Consider the following 25601-nt stretch of genomic DNA (forward strand, 5'->3'; position numbering starts at 1 on the left):
TAGGGATTATCGCCGCAGGTTCAATGCGCCATGACCATCCTGCGAAATTCCGCCGCGCCCCTGAGCGGCTGGATCTCCACAGGCGGGCCGGGCCGCAGAAGCGGCACCGCCACCAACGCATCGCCGCGCCAGATCGCCGGGCTTGCCGCAGCCTCGTCCCGAGGCAGGCCAGATTGCCGCCATCGGGCCAGCGTCAGGTTGTCCGGCCCAAGCGCCGAGACCCGCAACCCGTCTTCCAAACCACTGATTCGCCAGCGATTATCCCAGATGCCATCTTCCTGTGCGGCAGCACGCAAAGCGGCGGCGGGTTCGCGGACGAATCGAATCTCGCTGGCTGATGGCTCGATCAGGGTGCCGTCCAGCGTGACCCGGTTGCCCGAGGCGATGGCCTGCAGCCCGTGCATCGTCGCCGCACGGCGCGGCGGATAATCGGCGCCGGTGATCCAGCGGCAGGCTGCAACGACCAGCCTGCGGCGAATCTCTGGCGGTGAAGTGCTGAAGGCCTGACGCGGCAGAACGATCCGGCCGCGACCGATCAGCGCATCCCGCGCGGCCAGTGCCGCGTAATGCGACAGGGCATCGCGAGCCTCGCCGATATGGGCAGCAGCGCGGGCAAGGGCCGCCACATCCAGGCCCAAACCTTCGATGGCCCGGCGAAACCGGATTCGGTCGAAATCTTCGTTCTCGTTGCTGGGATCGTCGATCCAGCCGACCTCGCGCGCCCGCAGCCAGTCGCGCAATTCGGCCCGTCCCGCCGTCAGCATCGGCCGCAGCCAGCGCGTCCCAAAGGCGTCACGCCATTCCGCCATCGCGGCCAGCCCGTCGATTCCCGACCCCCGGCCCAGCCGCATCATCAGCGTTTCCGCCTGATCGTCCGCCGTGTGCCCAAGCGCCACCGCCGCCAGCCCGTTCCGCTGCGCCCAGCCAGCCAGCAACCGCAGCCTTGCATCGCGGGCATTCGCCATCAGATTGCCCGCCTCGGACTCGCGCTGCCATTTCAGCACCGCATGCGGCAAATCCAACGCCTTCGCCCACTGGCTGACCTGTTTCGCCTCGGCGGGGCTTTCGGGGCGCAATCCGTGATCGACGGTTGCGACCATCACCCGCCGCCCGGCGGCCCAGTCGCGGATCACATGCATCAGCGCAACCGAATCACCCCCGCCCGAAACGGCGATGCCAATGGCGGGCATATCCCCCGCCAGCCGATCCAGATTGGCCCTGATACGCGCGACCGGATCGGGATGCGGGGCACTCATCGCTTGTGGGTCAGTGATGTTCGGCCAGATCGGCAGCCGCTTCCGGGTCCATCGCCGCGGGATCAAGCGGCGCGGCATGGGCGGGCGCCGTCAGATCGTTGCTGCCGCAAAGCAGGCGGCTCATCCGGGTTTCGGCGGTCTCTGCCATCGGCGTGCCGGGAAAGCGGGCCGGAACCTCGGCCAGATAAAGGCAGGCCGCAGTTGGATCGCCGTCATTCTCGATCACTTCGGCGATGTTCAGCAGGCTTTCGCCGGCGCGCGGTCCATCGGGATCAGCCGAGAACCCCTCAAGCCAGGATGCCGCCGCCGCCCGGGTATTGCCCGTCCGCTCCAACGCCATACCGCGCAGATACAGAGCCTCGCCGGTCAGCGGACCGCCTGCATGGGTCTTTGCCACCTGATCGAACATCTCTGCCGCACGGGCAAAATCGCCGCTGCTTAGCACCTCGCTTGCAGCGTCGAAATCGGCCTGCTCCTGCGCGGTCGCGGCGGTGCCGTTGCCCGGCGCAGTCGGGGTCGAGGGCAGGACGGTCACATCACCGCCGCCATCGCCGTTCAGGTTGGTTCCGGTGAGCTGGCTCAGATCGCAGGTCTCATCCATCTCGCAGAGACGGAACTCCAACTCATCCAGCCGCTCGCCGCCGACGCTGACGATCCGGTTGATCCGGTTCTGCAACTGCTCGGTCCGGTCGGTCAGCCGGGCAAGCTGCTGCTCCATCGCGTTCATCCGGTCGATTGCCGCATCGCCGCCCGCTGCCTGATAACCGGCCGCGCCCGAGGCGACCAACTCTGCCCGAAGTTGCTGGAAATCGCCGCGCAGGGCGTCCAGTTGCACGCGCAGATCGGCCAAAGTCGGCTCTTGCGCGAACGAGGTCGCGGGCAGCGCGGTCAGAAGGGCGAAAGCGGCAGCGACAACGGCCTTGCGCATCAGGAACCCATTCCTCCGGTCGGGGGTGTCGCAGGTCCGCCAATCGGAACCGCACCGCCGCCGGTGCTGCCAGCCGGGTTGCCCGCGCCGGGGGCCGGGGTGGCGACGCCGGGCGTGGTCGTGCCTGCAGGCGCAACCGGGGTCGGTGCGGCGGCGGGCGCTGCTGCTGCGGTCGCGGCGGCATTGCCAATCGGGACCGCGCTGCCGCCGCCACTGCTGACCACAGTCACGGCGCGGCGGTTCTTGGCATAACACGCCTCGTCCGAGCAGACCTCAAGCGGGCGTTCCTTGCCAAAGCTCAGCGTGCGGACGCGGCTGGCCTCGACCCCTTGCGAGATCAGATATTCCTGCACGGCGCTGGCCCGGCGCGCACCAAGGGCAAGGTTATATTCGCGGGTGCCGGTCTCTTCGGCGTGACCCTGAACCACCGCCGAGAAGTTCGGATTGCTTTTCAGCCACCCCGCCTGCCGGGCCAGAATGGCACGGGCATCGCCGGTCAGCGTGGTCTGGTTCGCGGCGAACAGAACGGTGTTGCCGATCTGGCCGTCGAAATATTGCGGCGTCGATTCCGCGCCCAAAGTGCCCCCGGCAAGGTCACCCTGATACAGCGCCCCGCCACCCATATTGGCATAGGGGTCAATCACCTGCTGGCCGGTTGGCGGCGGCGCGGGCTGGGCACAGGCGGCCAGTGCCAGAAGGCTGGCGGCGGTCAGTGCTTTCGTCCATCTGTTCATTGCGGCATCCTTTCGGGTGCAGTTCTTCAAGGGCGAGGGTTAGGGCAGCAACGGACCCCAGGACGGGTCCGAAGCGGCGAAGTCCAGATTCAGTGGTCGCATGTTGCGGCCCGAAATGTCCACCGAGTGCAAACGCGGTTGGCCATCGCCGCCCGGCGTCGAACGGGTGAACATCACGACCCGGCCATTGGGGGCCCAGGTCGGGCTTTCGTCAAGGAACGATTCGGTCAGGCTTTTCTCGCCCGAGCCATCGGTCCGCATCACCGCGATGTGGAATCGCTGGCCGACCTGTTTGGTAAAGGCGATCAGATCCCCTTTCGGCGACCATGCGGGCGATCCGTAGCGGCCATCGCCGAAGCTGATCCGGGTCGGCTCACCGCCCTCGATTCCAACGATATATAGCTGCGGCGTGCCCGAGCGGTCGCTTTCAAAGACGATCCGTCGCCCGTCCGGGCTGAAGCTGGGCGAGGTCTCGATCGAAGGATCGCTGGTCACCTGCCGATGCGCGCCGGTTGCTGCATCCATCAGCCAGATATCGGTATTGCCGCCCTGTTCGCGTGAATAGGCGATCCAGCGGCCATCCGGGCTGAAGCGCGGCGAGAAGGCCATCGAGTTGCCGTCCTGCGTCATCGCCCGCGAACTGACCGAGGCCACGTCCAGCACCCGGATCTGCGGGAAACCGCTGTCATAGCTGGTATAGACGATTTGCCGCCCATTGCCCGAGAACTGCGGCGCCAGCACCAGCGAGGACGAGTCGGTCATCCACAGGATATTCTGACCGTCGTAATCCATCACTCCGATGCGCTTGATCCGGGCATTCTTCGGCCCGGTTTCCTGCACAAAGGCGACGCGGCTGTCGAAATAGGGCTGCTCGCCGGTCAGGCGGGTATAGATCTGGTCGGCGATCTTGTGCGCCGCCCGCCGCCAGTCGCTGGCGCGGGCATCGAACTGCATCCCGTCGCCTTGCGGCTGGCCGGAATTGACGTTGAAGAGACGAAACTTGACGCTGATATTCTCGCCATTGCGGGTCACCTCGGCGGTGACAAGCGCCTGTGCGTTCACCGCGCGCCAATCGTCATAGCTGACAGCTTCCGAAAAGCTGGCCGGGCGTGCCACATGCGTTTCCGCAGGGATCTCGCGGAAAAGGCCGGTGCCGGTCAGATCGGCGGCAACCACCTGCCGCACCTGCCGGGCAATCTCGGCATCGCCATGGAAGGCGGGGATGGCAACTGCCATCGCCTCGCTGACGCCATCGGTGATCTCGATGCGCAAAGGACCGTCCTGCGCCAGCGCGGGTTGCGCGGGCAGGGCGAAGGCGCTGGTCAGCGCCACGGAAAGGGTCAGGGTCAGGGTCCGAAGCATCGTATCCTCTCTACCTTGTCGCGGGACGCAAGCAAAGCCGCGCCCCGGAATATTCGCCCGCCGCCGTCGCAGTCAGGGCACAGTCTGCCGCCAGAGTGATCACAGCTCACCCCCATGTCACGGATCGGGCAGCGGGGTCGATCTGATCTCGCCCGGATTGAGTTCCGAAGGATCGGCCAGATCCGCAGGCTGGCCCGCATCCGCACCGCCGCCGACGCTTGAGGACATCGCCCCCGACAAAGCCGCCGCCAGCGGGTCTTGCGCCGCCGAAGCGCCGCTGCCGCCCTCGATCATCTGGCTGTTGCCCGACGCATCGGCCCCTGCCGAGGCATTGTCGCTGCCATCGGCCCCGGTCTGAGCCTCGCGCAGCGCATCTTCCATCGCCTGAGCGGCCTCTCGCGCAGCCCGCTCGGCCTCGGCTGCCTCAGCGGCCCGGCGCTCTTCCGCCGCCCGTGCCTCTGCAGCCCGTTCCTCTGCGGCCCGCGCCTCGGCCTCACGCGCCTCACGCTCTCGCCGCTCGGTCTCTGCCCGACGTTCTTCCTCGGCACGCTCTTCCGCGGCCCTGCGTTCTTCTTCGGCCCGTTCCGCTGCCGCGCGACGTTCCTCTTCAGCGCGCCGCTCTTCAGCTTCACGCGCTTCCGCTGCCCGACGCTCTTCCGCCGCGCGTTCTTCGGCTTCCCGCTCGCGCGCCTCAGCCGCCCGGCGCTCTTCGGCAGCGCGTGCCTCGGCCTCGCGCCGCTCATCTGCTTCGCGCTCTGCGGCGGCACGCTCTGCCGCTTCCCGGCGTTCCTGTTCGGCTTCCCGTTCTGCCGCCGCCTCACGGGCGGCCTCTTCCCGGCGCTCGGCTTCGGCCTGCCGCGCCGCTTCTTCCGCAGCCTCGCGAGCAGCCTCCTGCCGTTCTTCCTCCGCGCGTTCCGCGGCGACCGCAGCGGCGCGCGCAGCTTCCGCTGCCGCCCGTTCCGCTGCCGCCTGCGCCACGGCGCGATTGTAATTCTCGACCAAGCCATCAGGCCGTTGCCGGGGCGCGACCGATTGATCCAGCGCAAGGGCTGAACGCGGCGCGCTTGGCACCGCAGCCTGATCGGTCTCGGGCGCCTGCGGTTGCACCGGCTGCGTGCCGCCTGCGGGCACATCTGTCGCGACCGGACTGTCCGGCAGGGCATCCGCCGCCTCGTTCTGTTCAGCCGGACTATCGGGCAGATCGGTCGCCACCTCGACCGGCTGGCGCGGCGTCACGCCCGTCAGATCGGGTCCGGCATCCACCTCGTCCGGCTGCGCAAGCTCCTGCGCCTCGGACGGCGCGTCGGGCGCACTCGCCTCTGCCGGAGCATCGGTCGCCGCATCCTCGACGGCGGGCGCGGGCATATCCGTCACGGCGGTCGCCTCGGCCCCGACCGGCCCGGCCCCACGCGAGGCCGCAGCCAAAGCCTCGAACTCGGCCCCGGTCATCGTCGCCACCTGCGTCGAGCGCACCGGCGACGCGCCCTGCGGCCTGAAGAATACACCGCCCAGGATCGCCCAGAGGATCAGCGCCGTATGCGCCCCCCCCGAGACCCACCATCCTATGCGGCCTTCGCGGTCATCCATCGCTCATTCATCCATCCGCGGGCCACCGGCATCGGTGACCAGCACGATATCCGACAGACCCGCCGCGTTCAGCGCACCCATCACCTGCACCACGCGGGCATAGGGGTTCGACCCGTCGGCCCGCAGAAACACCCGCTGGCTTTCCCGGTTCGCCAGAATCTCGCGCAGGCGGCTGACGATCTGGGCATCGGCCACCGGGCTGTCCATCACCATCACCTCACCCTCCAGCGGGATCGAGATGACCAGCGGTTCTTCCGGCTCGGTCTGCACGGCGGTCGCGGCGGTCTGCGGCAGATTCAGCGGCACGCCCGCCGTCATCAGCGGCGCGGCGACCATGAAGATCACCAGCAGGACCAGCATTACGTCCACGAACGGCGTCACGTTGATTTCGGACATGGGCGCGTTGCGCCGCCGCCCGCGACCCTTGCGGCTGACCCGTTGAACGACAGAGGCAGCCATGACTTATTCCTCGTCCAACTGCCGTGACAGCAGGGTGGAAAACTCATCGGCAAAGGCTTCCCAATTGCCGGTCACCCGCTCGGCATCGCCCGACAGCTTGTTGTAGAAGATCACCGCCGGAATAGCGGCCAAAAGGCCAAGCGCGGTGGCCAGAAGCGCCTCGGCAATGCCGGGGGCGACAACGGCAAGACTGGTATCCTGCGACATTGCGATGCCCTCGAACGCGGTCTTGATGCCCCAGACGGTGCCGAAGAGACCAATGAACGGCGCGGTCGAGCCTACGGTAGCAAGGAAGGACAGACCCCGGAACAGCCGCGCCTCTTCCCGCTGAATGGCGACGTTCATGGCGCGGTCGATCCGTTGCAACCCGCCGGGGATCAGCTTGCCGTCATCGCGATGGCTGCGCCGCCATTCGGTCATACCGGCTGCAAAGATCCGTTCGGTCGCGCCCTTCGGGTTCTCGCCCAGGCGGTCGTAGAGATCGTCCAGAGGTTCGCCCGACCAGAAGGCGGCATCGAACCGGCTTGCCTCGCGCCGCGCATTGGCGAAGGCCAGAAATTTCTGGATGATGATCGCCCAGCCCCAGACCGAGGCGATGATCAGGATGATCATCACCACCTGCACCGTCAGCGACGCGCGCGCAAACAGCGCCATCAGCGAGAAATCAACGGCCGCTGCGGCCTGAATGGGTTCCATCTTCACTGCCTCATCTTCATGGCCCGCGGGCACAGCGACCCGCATACGGCCTTTATGGCGGACATCGCCGATCAAATCGCGCGCCTTCTAGCGCTTCTCTAGCAAATGATGCAGCCCCTTCCAGCAACACAATGCTGTCACTTTTCGGGGATTTGCCTGATCTGTGTCCCGCCCGCCTCACTCGGGGCGGGTGTTGCGGGCGACAGCCGCCGCGACCGAGGCAGGCACACGCACCGGCCGACCCTTCGCATCCAGACAGGCAATCGTGACCCGCGCGGCAAACAACATCTCGGCCCCGCGCATGACCCGCTGATCGACGACGATCCGCGCAGGTTTCGCCTCGGCCAGTTCCGTCACCACCTCCAGCAAATCATCGAATTTCGCCGGCCGCAGATAATCCGCCTCAACCCGCCTGACCGCAAAGACCACGCCTGCCTGATCCTTCAGCGCATTCTGATCGACGCCAATATCCCGCAACCACTCGCTGCGGCCTCGTTCGATGAATTTCAGATAGTTGGCGTAATAGACGATCCCGGCAAGATCGGTGTCTTCGTAATAGACGCGGACGGGGAAGGTATGGGTCATATGAGGCATCCTATCGGCAATCGCCCGGCGATACGGTCAGGGTGATGACTTCCGCGCCATAGAGGTCGTAAACCGTTTCGCTGACATTCCACTTGTTCGCCGACGCAAGCCCCTGATGGTTGCAGTGCAATGCCGTGAAGCGAGCCTGCTGTCGGCCTTGCCAGCCAGGTTCCAGATAAGCGGGATCGAACAGGATCATCTTTTCATAGAAAAATGTCCTGGTGGTGCAGTCCACACCAACGCCGATGACCTGAGTGGACATATCTGCAAGACGCGGAAGATCGCGCCGCATTTCCGCAACCATGCTCTTGGCTGCGCTGCAGTCGTCGGCAAAGGCGATCGACGGACAAAGCAGGGCACAGCATATCGCCAGCTTCCCGATCACGCTTCTTGCCGCGAAACTCATCCGACCATCCTCGCCGCCAGCCGCAGCGCATGGGCCGGGTCGTTTGCCGCCACCGGCAGCACCGGATCATAGGCCGCCCGGATAAGCGCCGCCAATTCCTGCGACGGCACCACATCCGTCGCAAAACTCAGCGCCGCGCGCACCATCACCATTTCGGCCAACTCCGCCGGATGCGCCTCGCCAAGTGCGCCGCCCATGCGCAGAAAGCCCAAACAGGCGCGAATGCCGCCATCCGCGTCAAAGCGGAACAGCCGATACTGATCCGCGCCGGATGCCGTCAACCGCGCGGGCAGATCCGCCATCCCGGTCAGCCGATCCAGATCCGGCACCTCCTGCAACTCGTCCCATTCGCGAACGAAGAACAACATCAGGTTCGCGCCCATCTCGGGGTCGGTCTCGGCGACCGGATGCCCGGCATGGGCAAAGCCCGCCCGGATCGCGCCGCGAAAAACATCAAGGCTCTCATCCGCCAGCCCGAAGATGACCGGCGCGACAGGCCGTCCCCAACGCGCGCAAAGAAAAGACCCGTCCTGCCGGGTAAACAGCGCGGCAATCTGATCAGGGGTCATCGCTTCCTCCGCTGGCCTCAAGCCGCAGCCCTACAGCCTGCCGCCCCCTGCGTCCACCCGAAGTCAGTGCATGCCCAGTGCTTCTGCTGTGCACAAACGGTGTACACCCTGTGCAGCCTAACCCACGGCGTCCAAAAGGATTTTCCAACCCCATTAACGTCTTCTTCACTCAAATATCCGGGGGGAGCCGCCGGAAACGGCGACGGGGGGCAAAGCCCCCCGCCACCAAGCCTTCAAGGCTGCAAAAGTCTCAGTTCACCAGCGTCGCCTCGGTCGCCGCCCGGAACTCTTCCTCGGTGACGCCATCTGCCAGCTCGACCAGCTTCAGCCCGCCATCGACCACGTCCAGTACGCCCAGATTGGTGATGATCCGGTCCACCACAGATTTCCCGGTCAGCGGCAGGGTGCAGGCTTTCAATACCTTGGATTCACCGGCTTTATTGGTGTGATCCATGACCACGATGACACGGCCCACGCCCGCCACAAGGTCCATTGCGCCGCCCATGCCCTTGACCAGCTTGCCCGGAATCATCCAGTTCGCCAGATCGCCATTCTCGGCCACTTCCATCGCCCCAAGGATCGCCGCGGCGATCTTGCCGCCCCGGATCATCCCGAAGCTGGTGGCGCTGTCGAAATAGGAGGTGCGGGCCAGTTCCGTGATCGTCTGCTTGCCCGCATTGATCAGGTCGGGGTCTTCCTCTCCCTCATAAGGGAACGGCCCCATCCCCAGCATCCCGTTTTCGGATTGTAGGGTAATATCCTTGTCGCCCACATAGTTGGCGACCAAAGTTGGAATCCCGATGCCGAGATTCACATACATCCCGTCTTCCAGTTCCTGAGCCGCCCGCGCGGCCATCTGGTTCCGATCCCATGCCATGTCTCAGGCCTCCTCACGCTTGCGGGTGGTGCGCTGCTCGATCCGCTTCTCATGCTCGCCCTGAATGATGCGATGCACGTAAATTCCCGGCAGATGGATGTTGTCGGGGTCCAGCGCGCCGCGCTCGACGATCTCTTCGACCTCGACCACGCAGACCTTGCCGCACATTGCCGCAGGCGGGTTGAAGTTGCGCGCGGTCTTGCGGAAAATCACGTTGCCGGTGTCGTCGGCTTTCCAGCCCTTCACGATCGACAGGTCGGCGACGATGCCGCGTTCCAGAATATAATCCTGCCCGTCGAAATTCTTCACATCCTTGCCTTCGGCGATGACGGTGCCGACGCCGGTTTTGGTGTAAAATCCGGGGATCCCCGCACCGCCAGCCCGCATCCGCTCGGCCAAAGTGCCTTGGGGATTGAACTCCAACTCAAGCTCGCCCGATAGATATTGCCGCATGAACTCGGCATTCTCGCCCACATAGGACGAGATCATTTTCTTGATCTGCCGGGTGTCCAGCAGCTTGCCCAGACCGAAACCATCGACGCCGCAATTGTTGCTGGCGATGGTCAGATCCTTGACGCCGTTCCTGACCAGCGCATCGATCAGCAATTCGGGAATTCCGCAGAGGCCAAATCCCCCCGCCGCGATGAACATGCCGTCTTTCAGCAGTCCGTCCAGCGCCTCATCCGCATTGGCATAGACCTTTTTCATGGTCACCCCCATCCTGACTCTAGGTTCGCTTCGGGTTGTCGCCCGCGCGTTAACCCAAGTCAATCTGAACGGCCTGCATTTGCTGCCGGGACTTGACTTTGTTCGCGTATCGCGCGCATCACAGAACCATGTCCAAGAACGCTGCCATTTTTACGGTCTATTATCGCCCGCTGACATAGCGGGGGCAGCATCATGTCAACCGCGCGGGTCCGGGCGGTCGACATTCAGGCAGACTCAACGACCTTGCGCATCCCAATCCGGATAAAGGTCACCCCATGTCACCTAAAATCGCTATCATCGGCTTCGGAGCCTTCGGCCAACTTGCCGCCCGTCACTTGCGAAAGGTCGCGGAGGTCTGCATCTGCGATCCCTCGATCCGTAGCAATGACCTGAAGCAGGTCGATCTGCCCAAAGCCGCCCGCTGCGCCACGGTCATCCTCGCCGTGCCCCTGTCGCGGCTCGAAGAGGTGCTGCACCAGATTGCCCCGCATCTGCGGCCGGGTGCGCTGGTCATCGATACCTGCTCGGTCAAGATCAGGCCCGCCCGGCTGATGCTGGATATTCTGCCCGCGCATGTCGATCTTCTGGCGACACATCCGCTGTTCGGCCCGCAAAGCGCGGCGGATGGTGTGTCGGGTCATCGGATCGTGTGGTGTCCATTACGGGGCAGGGGGCATCTGCGCGCGGCTGTCCGGGCGCGACGCGCGGGGCTGCGAATTATCCAGGCCACGCCCGAACAGCATGACCGCGATATGGCCGTGGTGCAGGGCCTGACCCATCTGATCGCGCAGAGCCTGTCCCGATTGGGGCCAATGCCGGAGCGGATGGCGACCAGCAGCTTCGGCCATCTGCTCCGCTCGGTCGGGATGGTGCACGCGGATTCACCCGAGCTTTTGCGCACGATCCTGACCGAGAACCCTTTCGCCGCAGATGTCCGTGCCCGCTTCCTTCAGGCCGCATCCGAAATCGCGGCCTGATCATGCGCAGGATCGTCACCAAAGCGCGTGCCGTTCCCCGCGTCCTTCAGCGGAACAGGAAATACGCCCCAACCGCGATCGCAGCCAGCAGCACCAACCCAAGCGGTCCGCGATACCACGGCGTCGTCTCGGTCGGATCGACTGACAGGGGGGCGGCAATGAGGCCAAGCGTTTCGCGGATACGCTGGCGGGCGCGGGCAGGTGGCATGATCGGTGTCATGTCAGCGGCCATGCCTGACATCCGCTCCTGCCATTGCCGCACCAGCAAGGCGAAGGCGGGATCTGCCGTTTGCCTCGCGCGGGCGGCCTCGGTATCGGCGGTTTCCAGAACGCCAAGCACCAGTTCCGCCGCCAAAGCCTGATCCTGCTCGGCAGGGGTCAGCGGCACAGCTTCCAGCGCCTCGACCGGGTCAAGCACCGGCTTTTCCTTGGGCTCCGTTGCCGTTTTCGGGTTGGTTTCGGGGGTTTTCGCGCTCATGCCGGCACAAGCTCCTTCAGGCGCAACAGGCTGCGGCGCAGCAGACTGCGCACCGCGACCATCGGAATACCGTCTCTTTGGGCCAAATCGCGATAGGTCAGCCCGCCCAGATAGGCCGCACGCAATGCCTCGGCCTCGGGCTCTTCCAGCGTCGTCAGCGCCGCGTTGATCGAGCCGGGCCGCGCCCCCTCGACCGATGGCGCCGGAACCGTCACCCACGGCCTGTTCGCACCATCGGCGGGCCGCGCACGTCCGCGCAACCGTGCGACCGCTTTTTCGCGGGCAAGCGCGATCAGCCATGTCATCGGTCGCAACCCGTCCCGAGTCGCGCCCTGCGCGTCCTTCCAGACGGTCACATAGATGTCGTGCAAAGCATCCTCGGCCTCGGGGCGGTCCTTCAGGATCGCCACGCAGACCGCATGAATGCGCGCCGAAGTTGTATCATAAAGGGAATCGAATGCCTCCCGGTCGCGCTTTGCGACTCGGTCCAGGAGCTTCTGAAGGTGATCGTTTTGCGCGTCCTGCACCGGGGGAACCTGCCTTTTCTGTCTCGTTGCACGTTCAGGCGAATACCTTAGGTAGCCCGGCGGCCAAGGTCAACGCGACCGCGGCTTGCATGTGGCGGACTTATGCGTGATCAATGCGGCGTTGCGATGAAAGGGCCTGAAGATGCTGGATGTGAACGCCAAACCCACTGAAGAGATCGACCTGCGTGAAGTGTTCGGTCTGGACAGCGATATGAAGGTAAAGGGTTTTGCCGACCGCACCGATCGCGTGCCCGAAATCGACAGCACCTATAAATTCGACCCCGACACCACGATGGCGATTCTGGCGGGCTTTGCCTATAATCGCCGGGTGATGATCCAGGGCTATCACGGCACCGGCAAATCCACGCATATCGAGCAGGTTGCGGCGCGGCTGAACTGGCCCTGCGTGCGGGTGAACCTTGACAGCCATGTCAGCCGGATCGACCTGATCGGCAAGGACGCGATCAAACTGGTCGATGGCAAGCAGATCACCGTGTTCCACGAGGGCATCCTGCCCTGGGCGCTGCGCAACCCGACCGCCATCGTCTTCGATGAATATGATGCGGGCCGAGCCGATGTGATGTTCGTGATCCAGCGCGTTCTGGAGGCTGACGGCAAGCTGACGCTTCTGGACCAGAACGAGGTGATCACCCCGAACCCGTTCTTCCGCCTCTTCGCGACGGCGAACACCGTGGGTCTGGGCGACACGACCGGCCTCTATCACGGTACCCAGCAGATCAACCAAGGCCAGATGGACCGCTGGTCGCTGGTCGCCACGCTGAATTATCTGTCCCACGATGCCGAGGCGGCGATCATTCTGGCGAAGAACCCGAACTACAACAACGAAAAGGGCCGCAAGACCATCAACCAGATGGTGACCCTTGCCGATCTGACCCGCACGGCCTTCATGCAGGGCGACCTGTCCACGGTGATGTCGCCGCGGACGGTGATCACATGGGCCCAGAACGCCCGCATCTTTGACAATGTCGGTTATGCGTTCCGTCTGACCTTCCTCAATAAATGCGACGAGCTGGAGCGTCAGACCGTGGCCGAGTTCTATCAGCGCCTCTTTGACGAGGAACTGCCGGAAAGCGCGGTCGCCAAGGCGGTATAAAGTGCGGATGAGAGGCGGATGCATCGCGGTCCTGATCTCGCTGTTTTGGGCAGGCCATCCTGCTCATTCCGAACAACCGGAGCATTGGTTCAGGATCTGGGATGATGACTCGTTCTCGATGGCGAACGAACCATCCCCCAAGATGATCGCGCGATGCGTGGGTATGACGGATGCGTTCCGTGAATATGACGCGGGCGGATTGTCGATCCTCGATCAAGATGAGGTCGGGCCGCGGGATCAGGTTCTGGGCATGGCGACAAGTTTCCAGCCAGCACTGACACCCGATGAACTCGAAGCTCAGCGCCAAGTCGGCTATCAGCGCTTCGTCGATGCCGACAAGTTTCTTGAGCTTGATCCGTTCGGCACAGATTCTTACAGCTTCGTAAAGTCGACGAACATCTGTTCAACGATCAATCTAATTTTGAAGGCCTCGGCCCAATAAGGCTCGGCTTTCATCTCCCGGCACCGGCATGGCGAGGCGTTCCACTCGCTGCTTTGGCGGCCCGACGGTCAGGAATGTCCGGCCGCAGTCCTGCCTATTCCCGCAATCTCCGAAAGTGCGGAGGGTGATCGTTGGCGGAGGCACAGCGGACCAGCGATAGGTCTGGGATATCAGTGACGCTTTCGTTTGGGGTCGCGCCGTCGAGAAGTGTATCTTTCCACATACGCTCAATCGCGGCACAATAAACCTTCAGCCATTGCCAACTAACGGTCGATGAAAAGCAACGAATCGCAAAGTATGCCGTCTCGCCAGCTTTTTCATCTTCGACGAACTGGAGCCGCAATGACCTGTCGTTTTCCCATCCTCGCCGCATTCGTCTGTCTGCCGCTCACGATACAGGCGCAGGACATACCTACCGCCGATCTTGCAGCCCTGTCGCGCATCTGGTCCGCGACCGAAGTCGAGCTTTCCTCGGCCAATGACGGCCCCGAACTTGCCCTGCTGCTGGACGGTGACAATCAGGACATGGATCTGGTGGTTCTGGCGGGCAGGCGTTCCTCTGATCCGGGACGTGTCCTGCATCTTGTGCCCGGCGCCGCATATCGCGGCGACATTGCCGGTGGGCGGCCCGAACTCGCGGTGAACGCGGCGGGCAGTTTGCAGATCATCACCAGCCAAAGCAACGGCTGGACCCCTTTTGAAGAGACCCTGACCCTTGTTGAACGCGACGGACAGTTGCGCGTCGCGGGTCTTACCTGGCACGAGACCGATCGCGGCACGCTCCGCTCGGGCATATGCGACTGGAACCTGCTGACCGGCGATTGGCAGGTGAGCATCTCTGCCTCGGGCGAGGAAGGGGACGATCACGTCGAAAACCGCTCTGGCCGAATGTCGATGAATATCGATTTTGCAAACTGGCTGGCAAAAGGCGACGGTCTGCCAGAACATTGCCGCATGACCCTTTCAGGAGCCAGCGAATGAAGTGCGTTACCGCCGCGATCCTTTGCCTGTCAATGACACCCGTCTGGGCCGAGGATCTCAAGCCCGACGAAGCCGCCGTCCTGCCGCGTATCCTTTCGATGGTGCAGGTTGATCTGGTCGAGGACCGCATCGGTCAGGAACGGGCGGTTCTGCTGCGCGGGGACGGGCCGAATGACGATCTGGCCGATCTGGTGATCCTGACCGGAGAGCCGGACGAGCGGCTGGGCGAGGTGCTGGTGGTGGCGCGGAATATGGTCTGGGCGGGGATGATGGCCGGGCAGGTGCCGTGGCTTGAAGTGTCAGAGCGGGGCAGCCTGCTGGTGAAATCCGAACAGATTGCCGCTGGCCGTGCCGCTTGGGAGCAGACCCTGACACTCGCCTGGCGCGACGGAGAGTTGCGGGTTGCGGGTTTCACCATCAACCAATGGGACCGGGTCAACGCAGGCTCTTCAGTTTGCGATTGGAACCTGCTCAGCGGCAACTGGACGATGAGCTACGAGATCCCGTCCGATAGCGGAGATGGTCGCAAGGGAGAGTCCAGCGGTCGCCAAACCGCCCATATCGCAGCAAGCGACTGGACCGTCGATCCGGGGCTGATGGCGGATTTCTGTTACGTCGATCTGTCCGAATAACGCGCAACGTTCGCAAGCTGTGTACAGTCGGTGTACGGGCTGTGCATCTCTGGTGCGCGCCTTGTGCAGCTAAATTCCTGGCATTTACAGGAAGATTCAGCCCCGCCCTTTCTTCGTTGCCATATACCGAAAAGCAACGCGTGTAGGGTTGCTGAAACTGTCGCAGAAGCGATGGGCGGGACGCCGGGGATGAACGCGGAAATCTGCGACGACAGGCCGCGCAAACTGGAGAGGGGTCTTTGTGGCATCCCGGGCGGCAGCAGTTCTTCTGGCTCGACATTCTCGGGCGCAGGCTGCTGTCGTGAGGCGGATCGGAGCTTACCCGTCAGGCTGGGTCAGGGTTTCCTTACTGCGGCAAAGCTCAAGCATTGCTAGTATTTTCCTGCGCCAGCGCGGTGGAGGATGATGTTTTCTTTTGGCCCTCATCTTTGGAATAGTAAAACACGATAAACATGGTAGTGTTTTGTGAGATTAACCAAAGGATGAAGGCCATGACCAAGACCCTGATTGTCCCCGGCCTCGACGGTTCTCCTGCGCCGCACTGGCAAGACTGGTGGGCGCGCACCGATCTGAACGCGGCCATGATCGACCTTCCGGCTCCGCACCGTCCCGTGCGCGCAGCCTGGGAGGCCGCATTGGCGGTGGCGATCATCAAGAACCCGGGAAGCATCCTTGTGGGCCATTCGCTGGGCTCGGTCGTGATCGCGCAGATGCTGGCCACCTGGCCGGGACTGCCGGTGCGTGCGGCTGTTCTGGTTGCGCCTGCCAGCCCGCAGGGGTCCGACCGGCTGAAGGATTTCGGCGCGCTGCCACGGGTCAGCTTCGATGTGCCGACCGTCGTTGTGGCCAGCCATAACGATCCGTGGATGACCTTCGACGAGGCGACCGATCTGTCCGAGCATTGGGGCTCGACCCTGATCGATCTGGGCAATGCCGGGCATGTCAACGTGGCGTCGGGCTTTGGCCCATGGCCGGGCGGCAAGCTGATCCGCGACTCGCTGATCGATCAGACCGCACGTCCGGGCGTCATCCGCAAACTGACGGTCAAGGCATCGGGCTGGGCCAATTCGCTGCGGAACTGACAGGCTTTCATCACCATATTCCAAGGACAGGAGAAATCATGTTCGATCTTCAAACAGAATTGCACCTGCGCCAACAGGAACAGGATCATCGCCTTGATTCTAGGGCCGACACATTGCTGCGGTGGGGGTTGGTCCTGTCCAATCTGACGGTTCTGGCGCTGGTCGCTGCACAACTTCTTTGACACGGCCAAGCGGAACCCCGATGCGGGTTCCGCTTAAATAACTTGACGCATCCCGGTCCTGCCGCCATCCGGGATGGTATGATGACCAGCTATTCCATCCCCGAGGACTTCGCGGTTGAGCCTTGGCGCAATGTATCGGGCGCCGATCTGCGCCGGACGGATACCGTGCCGACCATGCTGCACCGGCAGGAACAGAAGCTCTATTACTGGCTGACGCGGAACACGGTCGGGGGCGAGGGGGCCGTGGTCGATCTGGGTGCCTTTGCCGGGGGATCGACGGCCCGTCTGGCTCAGGGGCTGGCGGATGCCGGAAGCGCCACGGTCATCCATGCTTATGATCGCTTCACCGTCGATCCCCGGACCAAGAAGAACTGTCTTTATGCCCATGGTGTCGCCCCGTTCGAGGGGAACGATCTGTTGCCGCTGGCAAAGAGCCTGCTGGCGCCGTGGTCCGATCGTATCCGGCTGCATGTCGGAGAGATTCAGGATATTGGCTGGGACGCGGAAAATGGGGCGATTGCCCTGCTGATGCTGGATGCGTGCAAGCGGACCGAATGGACAGACAGCACGGCGGCGACCTTTTATCCGCATCTGATCGCCGGGCAGTCGATCATCAATCATCAGGATTTCCTGCAATGGGATCAATTCTGGCTGCCGCCGCACATGCTGTTGATGGCCGATTATTTTCAGCCATTGGCGTTCGTCAGGAATACCTCACTGATGTTCCGCTGTGTCCGCGTTCCTACTGTGCAGGAACTGACGGGCTTGACCGTGGCCGATCTTGACGACAACCAGATGATCGAGGCAATCCGCGACATGAAGCGGCGGTTCAAAGGCTGGGGGATGGGCGCGAGATTCGAGCGGATGATTACCGCGATCCAGCTTAACCCCGGTGAACGCCGCCACTGGCAGATGAAGAAGCCGCCGCCGCTGAAAACCGACTAGGCGCGACAGGCACGAGGACCGAATGGGTCGATTGTTCGACAGTCTGGACGACAACGCCACCGAAGAACAAATCGGTGCCGCGGTATCTGAGCTTATTCAGGAAGCCCATGACCGCGCCTTTTGCCGTGAGACCCTGTTGATGCTCGCCACGAACTATTGGCACGAGGCAGCCCATCATCACGGCGCCAAGGCCCGTGCGCTGAAATGGGCGGCGCAGGAGATCCGATCGGATGAATGATGGTGCGGGCGGCGGGAACGTCAGAAATGCCGCATCATGCCGCAGACCGTCGCAGCAACACCACGATTTACTTGAATAATTTCAGGTTTCATTGTCTCACGTTGTCGCACCGTGAAGCGCGGCAAACCGAAGTGGCGGGACTATGCCTTGGGCAGTGGAGAGGTCGTAACCAATAGCGAACGTTGGAGGTTTGACATCCACTGCGTGGACACTGCTTTGGCGTGGGCTCCCATGAACAAGGAGAAGCTCTCGGACCTGATCGACAGTCTTGAAGGCTTCGACGATAAGTATCGGGAGCAGGTTTGGCAGCGCGTCATGGAATGGGCAAAGACCGCTACCGACGAAGAGCGGTCTTGGCTGAGAGAGCAAATCCGTGTCGGGATCAGCCGAAGCGCCCGCCGCCTCATCAGGAAAGGCGCGTCAGAAGCCGATACAAATGAGACAGTTAGCGAAGCGAGAGACATCTATGACGAACTGGAGCCCGAAGACATTGTGTGGAAACATGCTTGGCTATTCAAGAACGGGTGGGTCGAGCATTCGTGGGAAGACATCCAAGAGGAGGGGCATGACTTCCGGGCTAGGGATCAGCGCGTAGCCGAACAGCGGGAAGCTGCAGTACGGGCAGTCACCGAAGACGAAGGGACTTCTGGCGCTGTGAGGCTGGCCCTTTCTGGCAATGCTCCACACGTCGTCGGTAACAACCTTGCGAAAATATTAATATCGGAGGCCGAACAACTTGCATTCATAAGGCTGATCATTGGCAAGCTTGAATTCGTGACATCCGTGAAACTTCAATTCTTGCTAGATGGGTTCTTCTTCACTTTGGGTGCAGGGAAGTCTGTTTCACTCATCAACAAGCTGAGAGCTGAGTTGAACGATGATCAGCTCGTCCGAATGCTTTGCCTGTGCCGGTTTGGCAGGGATGCTTGGGATGCTGTGGAGGCTTCAAGCGAAGAAGTGGCTGAGAGATATTGGCGTGAAGTAACGGCAAGCTGGTCGCGGCAACCCGAGGAGGAGCTCCGCTATGCCGTTACAAAGCTCATTGAGGCGCGCCGTGGGCTAACAGCTTTGCAGCTGGTTCACCTGGACCTGAAAAGCATTGAGTCCGAGCAACTCTACGAAATTCTGAAAGCCCTTCCCAAGAGCAATGAGGCGGAAAAAGCCGCGTCCTCGATGGATAAACACTCCATCGAAGAGGTATTCAAGGTGCTCAATACCCGCGGAACAATTGGGCAAAGTAAAATGGCAAACCTTGAGTTTCTCTACCTTGAAGTGTTCCGCCATGACCGCGGGAGCATTCCAAACCTAGAAGCAGAAGTGAACGACAACCCATCGCTCTTCTGCGAAGCCATCTCAATCGCATACAGGAGCAAGAACGAGCCTCGCGACAAGGAACTAACAGCAGAACAAAAGCAAGCAGCCAAGAACGCAAGCACGTTCATTGATGCGCTATCTTCAGTCCCTGGTGTCGACAGCAGCGGCATAATCCAAGCTGACAAGCTCAAGGAGTGGATTACTGAGGCAAGACGTATTTGTGACGAGACCGGTCACAGAACGGTGCTGGACTATCAAATAGGTGAGATCCTCGCTCATGCGCCTGCGGCAGAGGATGGCACCTGGCCATGCGAACCAGTGCGCGAGGCAATCAACGATCTGTACAGCTCGGACTTGGAGCGAGGCTTCACGATTGGTCGCTACTACGCCCGTGGAGTGGTATGGCGCGGAGAAGGTGGAGGCCAAGAACGTGAATTGGCCGAACAGTATGAGAGCTGGGCAAGTTCCTGTGAGTTCGACTACCCTAGGATGGCTGCAGTGTTGCGGGAAATGGTCAAAAAGTACCTGACCGAAGCAGAGTGGCAGGATAGCGAAGCCATGATCCGCAGGCGCATGCGCTACTGATACAGGGCCCTCAGAGATAAAAGAGAGCCGCTGAATGGATCAGCGGTCCTCTTGACCTGCTACGGCTTATCCGGCGCTTTGTCGTATCGCTGCTGAGATTGGAGGACTTGGTCAATATGCTGCTCGGACCACTCACGCAGTTGATCAACAATCCCGCCGAGCGATCGACCGAGCGGCGTGAGGGTGTAGTCGACTCTTGGCGGCACGCTTGGAAACACTTCGCGCCGCACCAGTCCGTCGCGTTCGAGCGCTCGCAAGGTCTGTGTCAGCATCTTTTGCGAGATACCCTCGATCTCTCGCCGCAACTCTCCAGAGCGTCGGTCTCGTTCGAGCAGACATCCGACGACCAGCACGGCCCACTTGTCGGTAATGCAGTTGAGCACCTGCCTTGTCGGGCAGGTCACCTTGAAGACGTTCCAGGGATTAAGCGGAGGATCGGCTTTGGTCACTTTCAGGTCCCCAAGGCACCGATTGGTGCCGTCTTGTGCGCATTCTGGATGCTTTGGTACTGAATCGACCCCAACATATCCAATCGAAACCATCAATAGAGAGAGGACCGACCAATGAGCAGCGAAAACATCAAAATCGTGCGTGATTACTTCAATGCGGTTGCCAATGGCGATTTGGCAAAGCTTCCCGAATTGCTCAGCGATACGCTGGTCTGGCATCAGCCGGGTTCAAGTGATCTTTCCGGCACTTACAACGGTCGCGATGCGGTGTTCGGCCTGATCGGCAAGTTCATGGAACGAAGCCATGGTACGTTCAAGTTCGACAGCATCGGCAAGATTTTGGCCAATGGCGAGCATGTTGCCGTGACGCTGCAATTCTCGGGCAAGACCGACAGAAAGTCCATGTCGATGGCAGGCGTCGATATCCTTCGTATCGAGAACGGCAAGATTCAGGAAGTATGGCTGTTCTCCGAAGATCAGGCCGCCGAAGATGCATTCTGGACTGTCGGTTAGGAGATCCGTCAGTTGCATGGAGGACCACTCATACCGGGACAGCCTGACGAATCACGTGGGACCGAATATGGCCGGGAAGATCGAGAGGTGTTTTATCATCAACACGCACACCCAAGGCTTCCTGAAGAGGGTCTTGTAAGCCATGACCTACCACTGGTCTTTCATTCAGCCGCGACTTGAGCCCGGTTGGTGTTTGCGCCAGTTGGCGCTGGTTGAGCAATCGCCCGACGCGCCGAGCTCCCATCTCGAGCAGCTGGGAAGGCGAGGCGTCCTGAAACTTTTCGATCATCCCTGCACTTTCTTCGAGATCTTGCCTGTTAGGCCCATATCCTTCCGAGCCTGCGCAATATCGATCCTTGCGCGCATCCCATGCTTCTCGAGCAACCCAAGCAACTGTCCGCCGTTTAGAAGGGTAAGAGGCTTATCCTTGACAAACTTGTGGGCATCGGGTCCGAAGTCTGCGGTCGTGACGAGGATCCCTCGGGAAGCGCCCTCCGACTGGGCGGTTCCGTAAAGATCGCGCACCGCGCTGACACCGACCGGTCGAGTATAGCGCTTCGCTTGGATGACGATCTTGCCTCCGGTGATGGGGTCAGGGTCAAAGGCAATAGCGTCCACACCGCCGTCAGCGGACGACTGCGTTACCTTCACTTCGCCGCCACGCGCCGCGAACTCCTTGTTGAAGACCTGGCGGACTAGGTGCTCGAAATCTTCCCAGCTCATTGCAGCCAAATTGACGGATCCGTCGTCGATTAGCTGCACATCTTCGGCTTTGATGAACCGGCGATCCTGCTTGTTAAACGTCAGCACCGGCGGAACTGCGGCCAGGCCAGCCAAGCTCGAAGCAGAGATGCCCTTCAGGGCTTTGAAACAAGCTTTCGGATCGACATGCTTGAGATCGATGCCAGCGATCTCATCGCGCGTGACCAAGATCGACAGGATGGTTTCCGTCGACTTCTTCCCGGTCGCGGCATTCACGGCTTCGACGTTGCCATTGAACGCAATGGTGTCGATGTTCCGAGGTTTGTCGCCGCGGAACGTGTCGCTGATAGCCCGTAGACAGACTTGGTAGCATACGCCGTCGTAAAGGGCCCGCGCGCTGGCTTGAGAGATCTGGGTCGTGGAAAACTCGCCCGACGTTGCGTTGTATCGCACGGTTTTCGTTGTCGGCATGGCCGATGGAAGGGGGAGCTGATAATCAATCAGAACCAGCTTCGACGGTCGGTCAAATTGTAGCTTCACCCGGGGCACAAGAGGTTGCGGATGATCTGACATCTTCATGACGGCAGCCACATACTGAACGACTGTCTCCGCCTCTCCGGTCTGCCAAGACTGCTTGATGTCCCGGATCTTCTGGTTGGTCCGTTCAGCGCGCGCCGCCTCGGACGCCTCCATCTTTTGCTGTTCTGCTTCGTGCGTTAATCGGATATCTTCCCATTTCTTGACCGCGGCCTCATGCTGGCGGTCAACCTCGGCATTATCAGCTTCGACGCGTGCGCAGAGGTCGAGATAATCCTGCTCGATCTTTGAAGCACGACCGAACAGTCTATCGATGAAACCGGGCGTAGGTCGCGCAGGTTTCGGTTTATGATAGCCTTTGACCGGCTTTTTTATGCCAAATTTTTTTGCCTTGAAGTATGCGATTTCTTCGGCACCCATCCATTCTGACATGTCTTTGATCGTCGGCGATTTCTGCAGGATCGAAGTCAGTGCTTGGCGCTCCGCTTCAAATTGGCGCGTTAGATCGAGGGCCTTTTTTCTCTGTCGCTCAGTCTCGAATTTTTTCAAGCCGGAAGTCGAGTATGGATTGTATCTGGACATATCGATCTTGCTCTAATGCGTTGATCGAGAAGACCACCTATAACGCCGCCATGTCCAGCCGGAATTAGCAAAGTCGAACACCGCATGCACTGCGCGCGCTGTTGAGCACTCCCTCAGCATGCCGAAAGAAAGAGTGAATGCGGCTTGTGACGGCGATTAGGATTACACTTCTCCGCTGGCCGCGTGTCATGCGCCGTCGTATTGGCTTGCTATGGCGTCCATGCGTGTCGGCCTTTGCTAAAGGGGAAGAAATTGGGGGCAGTCGCAAAAGCCGCCCCGTTTCTCGTCCGCGCCCGCGCGCGCCCGCGCGCGCCTACGCGCCGCGAACTGCGACAGTGCAAGTTTCCTTAAAAGGAGGCTCAATATGTCGAACGACCAAAGATCCGAATATATCCGCCTGTCGCGCGTTCAGGATGTCTACGGAGTCCATCGCGCGACTATCTATCGTTGGGCGGCAAAAGGCGTCGTCACAATCTATAAGCTGGACGGCATCTCTCTGCTGCGTCGCTCCGAAATGGAGTCGATGATCCGCCCAGCCTCTGCGGGTGCGTGATGCGGGGCGATATCATCCATTGGTTTAACGGCATGGGATTCCGCCCATCTGTCCCGGCCCCCTTTCGTGATCAGTATGGTGATCGGACGCTGCTGGTGCTTGGCGATGATCGTCCCGTGGAGGGCAAGGTTCCTTCCGAGCTCAATCACTACGATCCGGTGCTCGATCGCTACCATCACCTCGGAGGCACTCCGGTGTCGTCGGTGTCGGTCTCTGTACCAGTCGAGGGTCCTTCGGTGCCCGAGGTGCCCAGCGTCGATCTGGCGGGCGCTAGGGAGTTTATGGCGGTCACCATCGTCGTTCTGCTGATCGGCTGGTGTTGCCTGAAGTTCGCTTCTGTCGATGAAGAATGCCGCGGAACCTCCGACGGCTGCAGCGGTCATGTGTGAGGGCCGCGCATGAGCATCCAATCCTTGAACGCGGATCCCCGGCTGCTGGCGCGAGGTGCCGTGATGCGTTGGCGCGGTGAGGCAGAGGCGCAATGGCTCGTTCGGATGAAGCGCGGTTCCTGCTTCTTCGCGTGGTTCCCGACGCAAATGGACGACGGCACATGGGTTTAGTGGGAGGAGTATTTCGCCCGCCTCTATCCGAATCTGCGCGGCGGTCATTTCTGGGTGAATGCGCTGACCCGCGAGGGTGTTCAGGCGCTCTCCCCGTATCTGCACCCGCCCGCCGATTCTCGACCTATGCCGAAAACGAAGCGGTGGCGTCGACGCTGTCGCAAATAGTGCGCAGTTTGGTTGGGGGACACATTGGGGGACAGTCTCTTACTACCTCCGCCAACGCACTTGCAATTGCTAGTCCGTCGGCCTTTTAAATGGTGCGGGCGGCGGGACTCGAACCCGCACGGGCAAGCCCTAGCGATTTTAAGTCGCTTGTGTCTACCATTCCACCACGCCCGCAGCGCCGAGTCTGGCCCGGCACATCCATCGTCGCTATCCAAGCTGCCAGATTTTGGCAAGTGAAAGCTGGACGTTGCAAGGATGTGCAGGCCAGAGACTGTTGCTCAGACCAGCCTTTTTCGTCTGCGACGCAAAAGCGCCAGAAGGCTCAGCCCAATTGGTAACAGTGCCGCCGTCGCGGGCAGCGGAACGGCCGGGATCGACGAGATGACGAATTGGCTGTGGCGACCTCGTGTATTCACCATGTAGCTGCCGAAATCGAAGATATGCCCCAGATAGAAGGCGGTATCGTAGAAATCCACGACGGTGCCGATCTTGGCGGCCCCTTCGAAATAAAGGCTCTCAAGCTCGCTGAAGACGGTGATCGGATCGGTGCGGACACCACTGTAATAAGGCTCTCCGCGACCAGTGCAGCTTATCGGTCCGATCATGCAACTGACCAGATCGCGATCTCCCCATGTCACCAGCTCGAACTGAAATTTCGCGCCGGGCACCAGAGCCTGATGGTAAAGCGGCAATCCCCATGGATCGTCACTGGCGGTCAGGACAGTGTAGTTTTGATCAGGCAGGAACTGGTCGCTGAGATCGATCACCCGCACATCGTCATAAAATGTCTCAACATAGGTCAGGCCGTAGCGATAGGTCTGGTAGGTCGAGGCTTCCGCTACCGGGGCGATGACCGCTGCAACCGCCAATCCAAGGCACCAAGATTTAAAACTCATCATCCCCTCAAAACACGAATCAGCGGTGGCAATCACCATTCCGCGATCTTTGCGATGAAATCAGAACGCGATCTCGGAGAAAGAGACAGGCGCGACGCAATCGAGGGGAGAGCCGTCATTTATATCAGCGGGATAGAGCGCAAAAATAGGCGCTCTTTGCGATGAAGTTTCCCGTCTGCGGCGCTGGTCCCTTCAGGGATATGCGCGTCAGGCGCCGGTTGTCAGCAAGACAGCGGCGGGCAGCAAAAGGGCGATTCCAGATAAGGCAAGCAGGATCAGCGCGATGCGCCTGATGACAGCGGGCGAAATGTTGGGCGGATAATTGCGCGCGAACCAGGTGGCTGTCAGGACAATCGGTGCGGCGCCCAGAGCGGTGATCAGGAACTGCTTGTCGAAATGGCCGCTTGCGCCGACAAGGCTCATCCGCACGATCTGTGTGGCGAAGAAAATCGCGATCAGGCTTGTGCGGATCGCATCAAGGGCGAAGGGCTGGCGATAATATTGCCAGATGATCGGCGGCCCGGAGGTCGCGAACAATCCGCCCATGATCGCGCCCGCAAAGCCGGTGATGCTGAAACTGGCTGAACTGCTGCGAGTTTTCAGGGATTGGCGGCTCATTGCGGTCTGGATCGCGGCGCCGGTGATCACCAGCCCCAGAAGCAGCTTCAGCACCGTCAGCGCGCTGCCCGCCAGCCAGCCCAGCAGCAGGAACCCCACCACAAGCCCCGGAACCGCGCCCAGCATGGTCCAGCCGAAGGATGCCCGGTCAACGTGACGCCAGTTGCGTCTCAGGATGGTCGAAGTGTTCAGGATCACCAGCGCCGAGGTAACGCTGGCCGCGACCGGCAGCGGCATCAGGTCGAACAGCCCCGCCGCCGCCATCAGGATCAGGCCAAGGCCAAAGCCGGTCATCGTCTGAACCCAAGCGGCGCAGCCCGCCACGATCCAGAAGCAGATGATCGCCGGCGTGATCACAT

General features: G+C 61.5%; 33 protein-coding genes and 1 tRNA gene. 14 read left to right on the forward strand and 20 right to left on the reverse strand.

Features of this window, described 5'->3' with window-relative positions:
* Positions 1 to 20: 20 nt before the first annotated feature.
* The 12 genes from tilS to JJJ17_RS02565 form a co-directional block, all read right to left on the reverse strand.
* Positions 21 to 1256: a tRNA lysidine(34) synthetase TilS gene (tilS, locus tag JJJ17_RS02510; protein WP_200683529.1), complete on the reverse strand. Its 1236-nt coding sequence runs from the start codon at positions 1254 to 1256 to the stop codon at positions 21 to 23.
* A gap of 10 nt (positions 1257 to 1266) precedes the next feature.
* Positions 1267 to 2184, reverse strand: a complete 918-nt coding sequence (locus JJJ17_RS02515; protein WP_200683530.1) for a tetratricopeptide repeat protein — start codon at positions 2182 to 2184, stop codon at positions 1267 to 1269.
* A complete protein-coding gene (gene pal, locus JJJ17_RS02520; protein WP_200683531.1) occupies positions 2184 to 2918 on the reverse strand; it encodes a peptidoglycan-associated lipoprotein Pal in 735 nt (244 codons plus the stop codon). Before pal ends, JJJ17_RS02515 begins: the two co-directional genes overlap by 1 nt.
* A gap of 39 nt (positions 2919 to 2957) precedes the next feature.
* Complete coding sequence (gene tolB, locus JJJ17_RS02525; protein ID WP_200683532.1) at positions 2958 to 4280, reverse strand: Tol-Pal system beta propeller repeat protein TolB; 1323 nt, start codon at positions 4278 to 4280, stop codon at positions 2958 to 2960.
* Between the two features lie 117 nt (positions 4281 to 4397).
* Positions 4398 to 5867, reverse strand: a complete 1470-nt coding sequence (locus tag JJJ17_RS02530; RefSeq protein ID WP_200683533.1) for a protein TolA — start codon at positions 5865 to 5867, stop codon at positions 4398 to 4400.
* A 3-nt stretch (positions 5868 to 5870) separates the two neighbouring features.
* The gene (locus tag JJJ17_RS02535; RefSeq protein ID WP_200683534.1) at positions 5871 to 6326 is read right to left on the reverse strand and encodes an ExbD/TolR family protein; all 456 of its coding nucleotides are present in this window, start codon (positions 6324 to 6326) and stop codon (positions 5871 to 5873) included.
* Between the two features lie 3 nt (positions 6327 to 6329).
* Positions 6330 to 7022 (reverse strand): protein TolQ, encoded by a 693-nt coding sequence (gene tolQ / locus JJJ17_RS02540; protein ID WP_200683535.1) that lies wholly within the window; start codon positions 7020 to 7022, stop codon positions 6330 to 6332.
* 177 nt (positions 7023 to 7199) lie between these two features.
* Entirely contained in the window at positions 7200 to 7607 is a 408-nt protein-coding gene (gene ybgC / locus JJJ17_RS02545; RefSeq protein ID WP_200683536.1) for a tol-pal system-associated acyl-CoA thioesterase, read from the reverse strand.
* A 10-nt stretch (positions 7608 to 7617) separates the two neighbouring features.
* Positions 7618 to 8013 (reverse strand): hypothetical protein, encoded by a 396-nt coding sequence (locus JJJ17_RS02550; RefSeq protein ID WP_200683537.1) that lies wholly within the window; start codon positions 8011 to 8013, stop codon positions 7618 to 7620.
* Positions 8010 to 8582, reverse strand: a complete 573-nt coding sequence (locus JJJ17_RS02555; protein ID WP_200683538.1) for a hypothetical protein — start codon at positions 8580 to 8582, stop codon at positions 8010 to 8012. Before JJJ17_RS02555 ends, JJJ17_RS02550 begins: the two co-directional genes overlap by 4 nt.
* A gap of 250 nt (positions 8583 to 8832) precedes the next feature.
* Positions 8833 to 9459 (reverse strand): CoA transferase subunit B, encoded by a 627-nt coding sequence (locus JJJ17_RS02560; protein ID WP_200683540.1) that lies wholly within the window; start codon positions 9457 to 9459, stop codon positions 8833 to 8835.
* Between the two features lie 3 nt (positions 9460 to 9462).
* Positions 9463 to 10167 carry a CoA transferase subunit A gene (locus JJJ17_RS02565; RefSeq protein ID WP_200683542.1) on the reverse strand — a complete coding sequence of 235 codons (705 nt, stop codon included), beginning with the start codon at positions 10165 to 10167 and terminating at the stop codon, positions 9463 to 9465.
* Positions 10168 to 10442: 275 nt separating this feature from the next.
* Here JJJ17_RS02565 and JJJ17_RS02570 point away from each other — a divergent pair, with 275 nt between their 5' ends.
* Positions 10443 to 11144 (forward strand): prephenate dehydrogenase, encoded by a 702-nt coding sequence (locus JJJ17_RS02570; protein WP_200683544.1) that lies wholly within the window; start codon positions 10443 to 10445, stop codon positions 11142 to 11144.
* Positions 11145 to 11190: 46 nt separating this feature from the next.
* Here JJJ17_RS02570 and JJJ17_RS02575 read toward each other — a convergent pair whose 3' ends face one another.
* Both JJJ17_RS02575 and JJJ17_RS02580 read right to left on the reverse strand, forming a co-directional pair.
* On the reverse strand, positions 11191 to 11622 hold the full coding sequence (locus tag JJJ17_RS02575; protein WP_200683546.1) for a hypothetical protein: 432 nt from the start codon (positions 11620 to 11622) through the stop codon (positions 11191 to 11193).
* The gene (locus tag JJJ17_RS02580; RefSeq protein WP_325168753.1) at positions 11619 to 12149 is read right to left on the reverse strand and encodes a sigma factor-like helix-turn-helix DNA-binding protein; all 531 of its coding nucleotides are present in this window, start codon (positions 12147 to 12149) and stop codon (positions 11619 to 11621) included. Before JJJ17_RS02580 ends, JJJ17_RS02575 begins: the two co-directional genes overlap by 4 nt.
* Positions 12150 to 12291: 142 nt before the next feature.
* On the opposite strand from JJJ17_RS02580, the gene cobS reads away from it, so the two are divergent.
* The 9 genes from cobS to JJJ17_RS02625 all read left to right on the forward strand — a co-directional run bounded on the left by cobS (position 12292) and on the right by JJJ17_RS02625 (position 19664).
* Positions 12292 to 13263 carry a cobaltochelatase subunit CobS gene (cobS, locus tag JJJ17_RS02585; protein ID WP_200683550.1) on the forward strand — a complete coding sequence of 324 codons (972 nt, stop codon included), beginning with the start codon at positions 12292 to 12294 and terminating at the stop codon, positions 13261 to 13263.
* 1 nt (position 13264) lies between these two features.
* A complete protein-coding gene (locus JJJ17_RS02590; protein WP_200683553.1) occupies positions 13265 to 13705 on the forward strand; it encodes a hypothetical protein in 441 nt (146 codons plus the stop codon).
* Between the two features lie 342 nt (positions 13706 to 14047).
* Entirely contained in the window at positions 14048 to 14686 is a 639-nt protein-coding gene (locus JJJ17_RS02595) for a hypothetical protein (protein WP_200683555.1), read from the forward strand.
* Positions 14683 to 15318 carry a hypothetical protein gene (locus JJJ17_RS02600; RefSeq protein ID WP_200683556.1) on the forward strand — a complete coding sequence of 212 codons (636 nt, stop codon included), beginning with the start codon at positions 14683 to 14685 and terminating at the stop codon, positions 15316 to 15318. The genes JJJ17_RS02595 and JJJ17_RS02600 overlap by 4 nt, the downstream gene beginning before the upstream one ends.
* 491 nt (positions 15319 to 15809) lie before the next feature.
* Positions 15810 to 16400 (forward strand): RBBP9/YdeN family alpha/beta hydrolase, encoded by a 591-nt coding sequence (locus JJJ17_RS02605; RefSeq protein ID WP_200683558.1) that lies wholly within the window; start codon positions 15810 to 15812, stop codon positions 16398 to 16400.
* A gap of 38 nt (positions 16401 to 16438) precedes the next feature.
* Entirely contained in the window at positions 16439 to 16582 is a 144-nt protein-coding gene (locus tag JJJ17_RS02610) for a hypothetical protein (RefSeq protein WP_200683560.1), read from the forward strand.
* Between the two features lie 81 nt (positions 16583 to 16663).
* Positions 16664 to 17527 carry a class I SAM-dependent methyltransferase gene (locus tag JJJ17_RS02615; protein ID WP_200683562.1) on the forward strand — a complete coding sequence of 288 codons (864 nt, stop codon included), beginning with the start codon at positions 16664 to 16666 and terminating at the stop codon, positions 17525 to 17527.
* 31 nt (positions 17528 to 17558) lie between these two features.
* Positions 17559 to 17765, forward strand: coding sequence for a hypothetical protein (locus tag JJJ17_RS02620; RefSeq protein WP_200683563.1), 207 nt, complete (start codon positions 17559 to 17561; stop codon positions 17763 to 17765).
* Between the two features lie 231 nt (positions 17766 to 17996).
* Positions 17997 to 19664, forward strand: a complete 1668-nt coding sequence (locus tag JJJ17_RS02625) for a hypothetical protein (protein WP_200683564.1) — start codon at positions 17997 to 17999, stop codon at positions 19662 to 19664.
* Between the two features lie 59 nt (positions 19665 to 19723).
* On the opposite strand, the gene JJJ17_RS02630 is transcribed toward JJJ17_RS02625, so the two are convergent.
* The gene (locus JJJ17_RS02630; RefSeq protein ID WP_325168754.1) at positions 19724 to 20113 is read right to left on the reverse strand and encodes a winged helix-turn-helix transcriptional regulator; all 390 of its coding nucleotides are present in this window, start codon (positions 20111 to 20113) and stop codon (positions 19724 to 19726) included.
* Between the two features lie 114 nt (positions 20114 to 20227).
* Here JJJ17_RS02630 and JJJ17_RS02635 point away from each other — a divergent pair, with 114 nt between their 5' ends.
* Positions 20228 to 20626, forward strand: coding sequence for a nuclear transport factor 2 family protein (locus JJJ17_RS02635; protein ID WP_200683566.1), 399 nt, complete (start codon positions 20228 to 20230; stop codon positions 20624 to 20626).
* A gap of 28 nt (positions 20627 to 20654) precedes the next feature.
* On the opposite strand, the gene JJJ17_RS02640 is transcribed toward JJJ17_RS02635, so the two are convergent.
* Positions 20655 to 20915, reverse strand: a complete 261-nt coding sequence (locus JJJ17_RS02640; protein WP_200683567.1) for a hypothetical protein — start codon at positions 20913 to 20915, stop codon at positions 20655 to 20657.
* On the reverse strand, positions 20912 to 22447 hold the full coding sequence (locus JJJ17_RS02645) for a restriction endonuclease (RefSeq protein WP_200683568.1): 1536 nt from the start codon (positions 22445 to 22447) through the stop codon (positions 20912 to 20914). The genes JJJ17_RS02640 and JJJ17_RS02645 overlap by 4 nt, the downstream gene beginning before the upstream one ends.
* Before the next feature lie 364 nt (positions 22448 to 22811).
* On the opposite strand from JJJ17_RS02645, the gene JJJ17_RS02650 reads away from it, so the two are divergent.
* Genes JJJ17_RS02650 through JJJ17_RS02660 form a run of 3 tightly spaced genes read left to right on the forward strand, consistent with a single transcriptional unit; the run spans position 22812 to position 23560 of the window.
* Positions 22812 to 23000 (forward strand): MerR family transcriptional regulator, encoded by a 189-nt coding sequence (locus JJJ17_RS02650; protein WP_200683569.1) that lies wholly within the window; start codon positions 22812 to 22814, stop codon positions 22998 to 23000.
* A complete protein-coding gene (locus JJJ17_RS02655; RefSeq protein ID WP_200683571.1) occupies positions 23000 to 23389 on the forward strand; it encodes a hypothetical protein in 390 nt (129 codons plus the stop codon). The genes JJJ17_RS02650 and JJJ17_RS02655 overlap by 1 nt, the downstream gene beginning before the upstream one ends.
* 9 nt (positions 23390 to 23398) lie before the next feature.
* On the forward strand, positions 23399 to 23560 hold the full coding sequence (locus JJJ17_RS02660) for a hypothetical protein (RefSeq protein ID WP_200683573.1): 162 nt from the start codon (positions 23399 to 23401) through the stop codon (positions 23558 to 23560).
* 258 nt (positions 23561 to 23818) lie between these two features.
* Here the strand turns inward: JJJ17_RS02660 and JJJ17_RS02665 are convergent.
* The 3 genes from JJJ17_RS02665 to JJJ17_RS02675 all read right to left on the reverse strand — a co-directional run bounded on the left by JJJ17_RS02665 (position 23819) and on the right by JJJ17_RS02675 (position 25599).
* Positions 23819 to 23902, reverse strand: a tRNA-Leu gene (locus tag JJJ17_RS02665).
* A 104-nt stretch (positions 23903 to 24006) separates the two neighbouring features.
* Positions 24007 to 24624, reverse strand: coding sequence for a hypothetical protein (locus tag JJJ17_RS02670; RefSeq protein ID WP_200683575.1), 618 nt, complete (start codon positions 24622 to 24624; stop codon positions 24007 to 24009).
* A 207-nt stretch (positions 24625 to 24831) separates the two neighbouring features.
* On the reverse strand, positions 24832 to 25599 hold the full coding sequence (locus JJJ17_RS02675; RefSeq protein ID WP_200683577.1) for a TSUP family transporter: 768 nt from the start codon (positions 25597 to 25599) through the stop codon (positions 24832 to 24834).
* Positions 25600 to 25601: the final 2 nt, after the last annotated feature.

Origin of the sequence: Paracoccus caeni (assembly GCF_016629665.1) — a bacterium.
Lineage (GTDB): Bacteria > Pseudomonadota > Alphaproteobacteria > Rhodobacterales > Rhodobacteraceae > Paracoccus > Paracoccus caeni.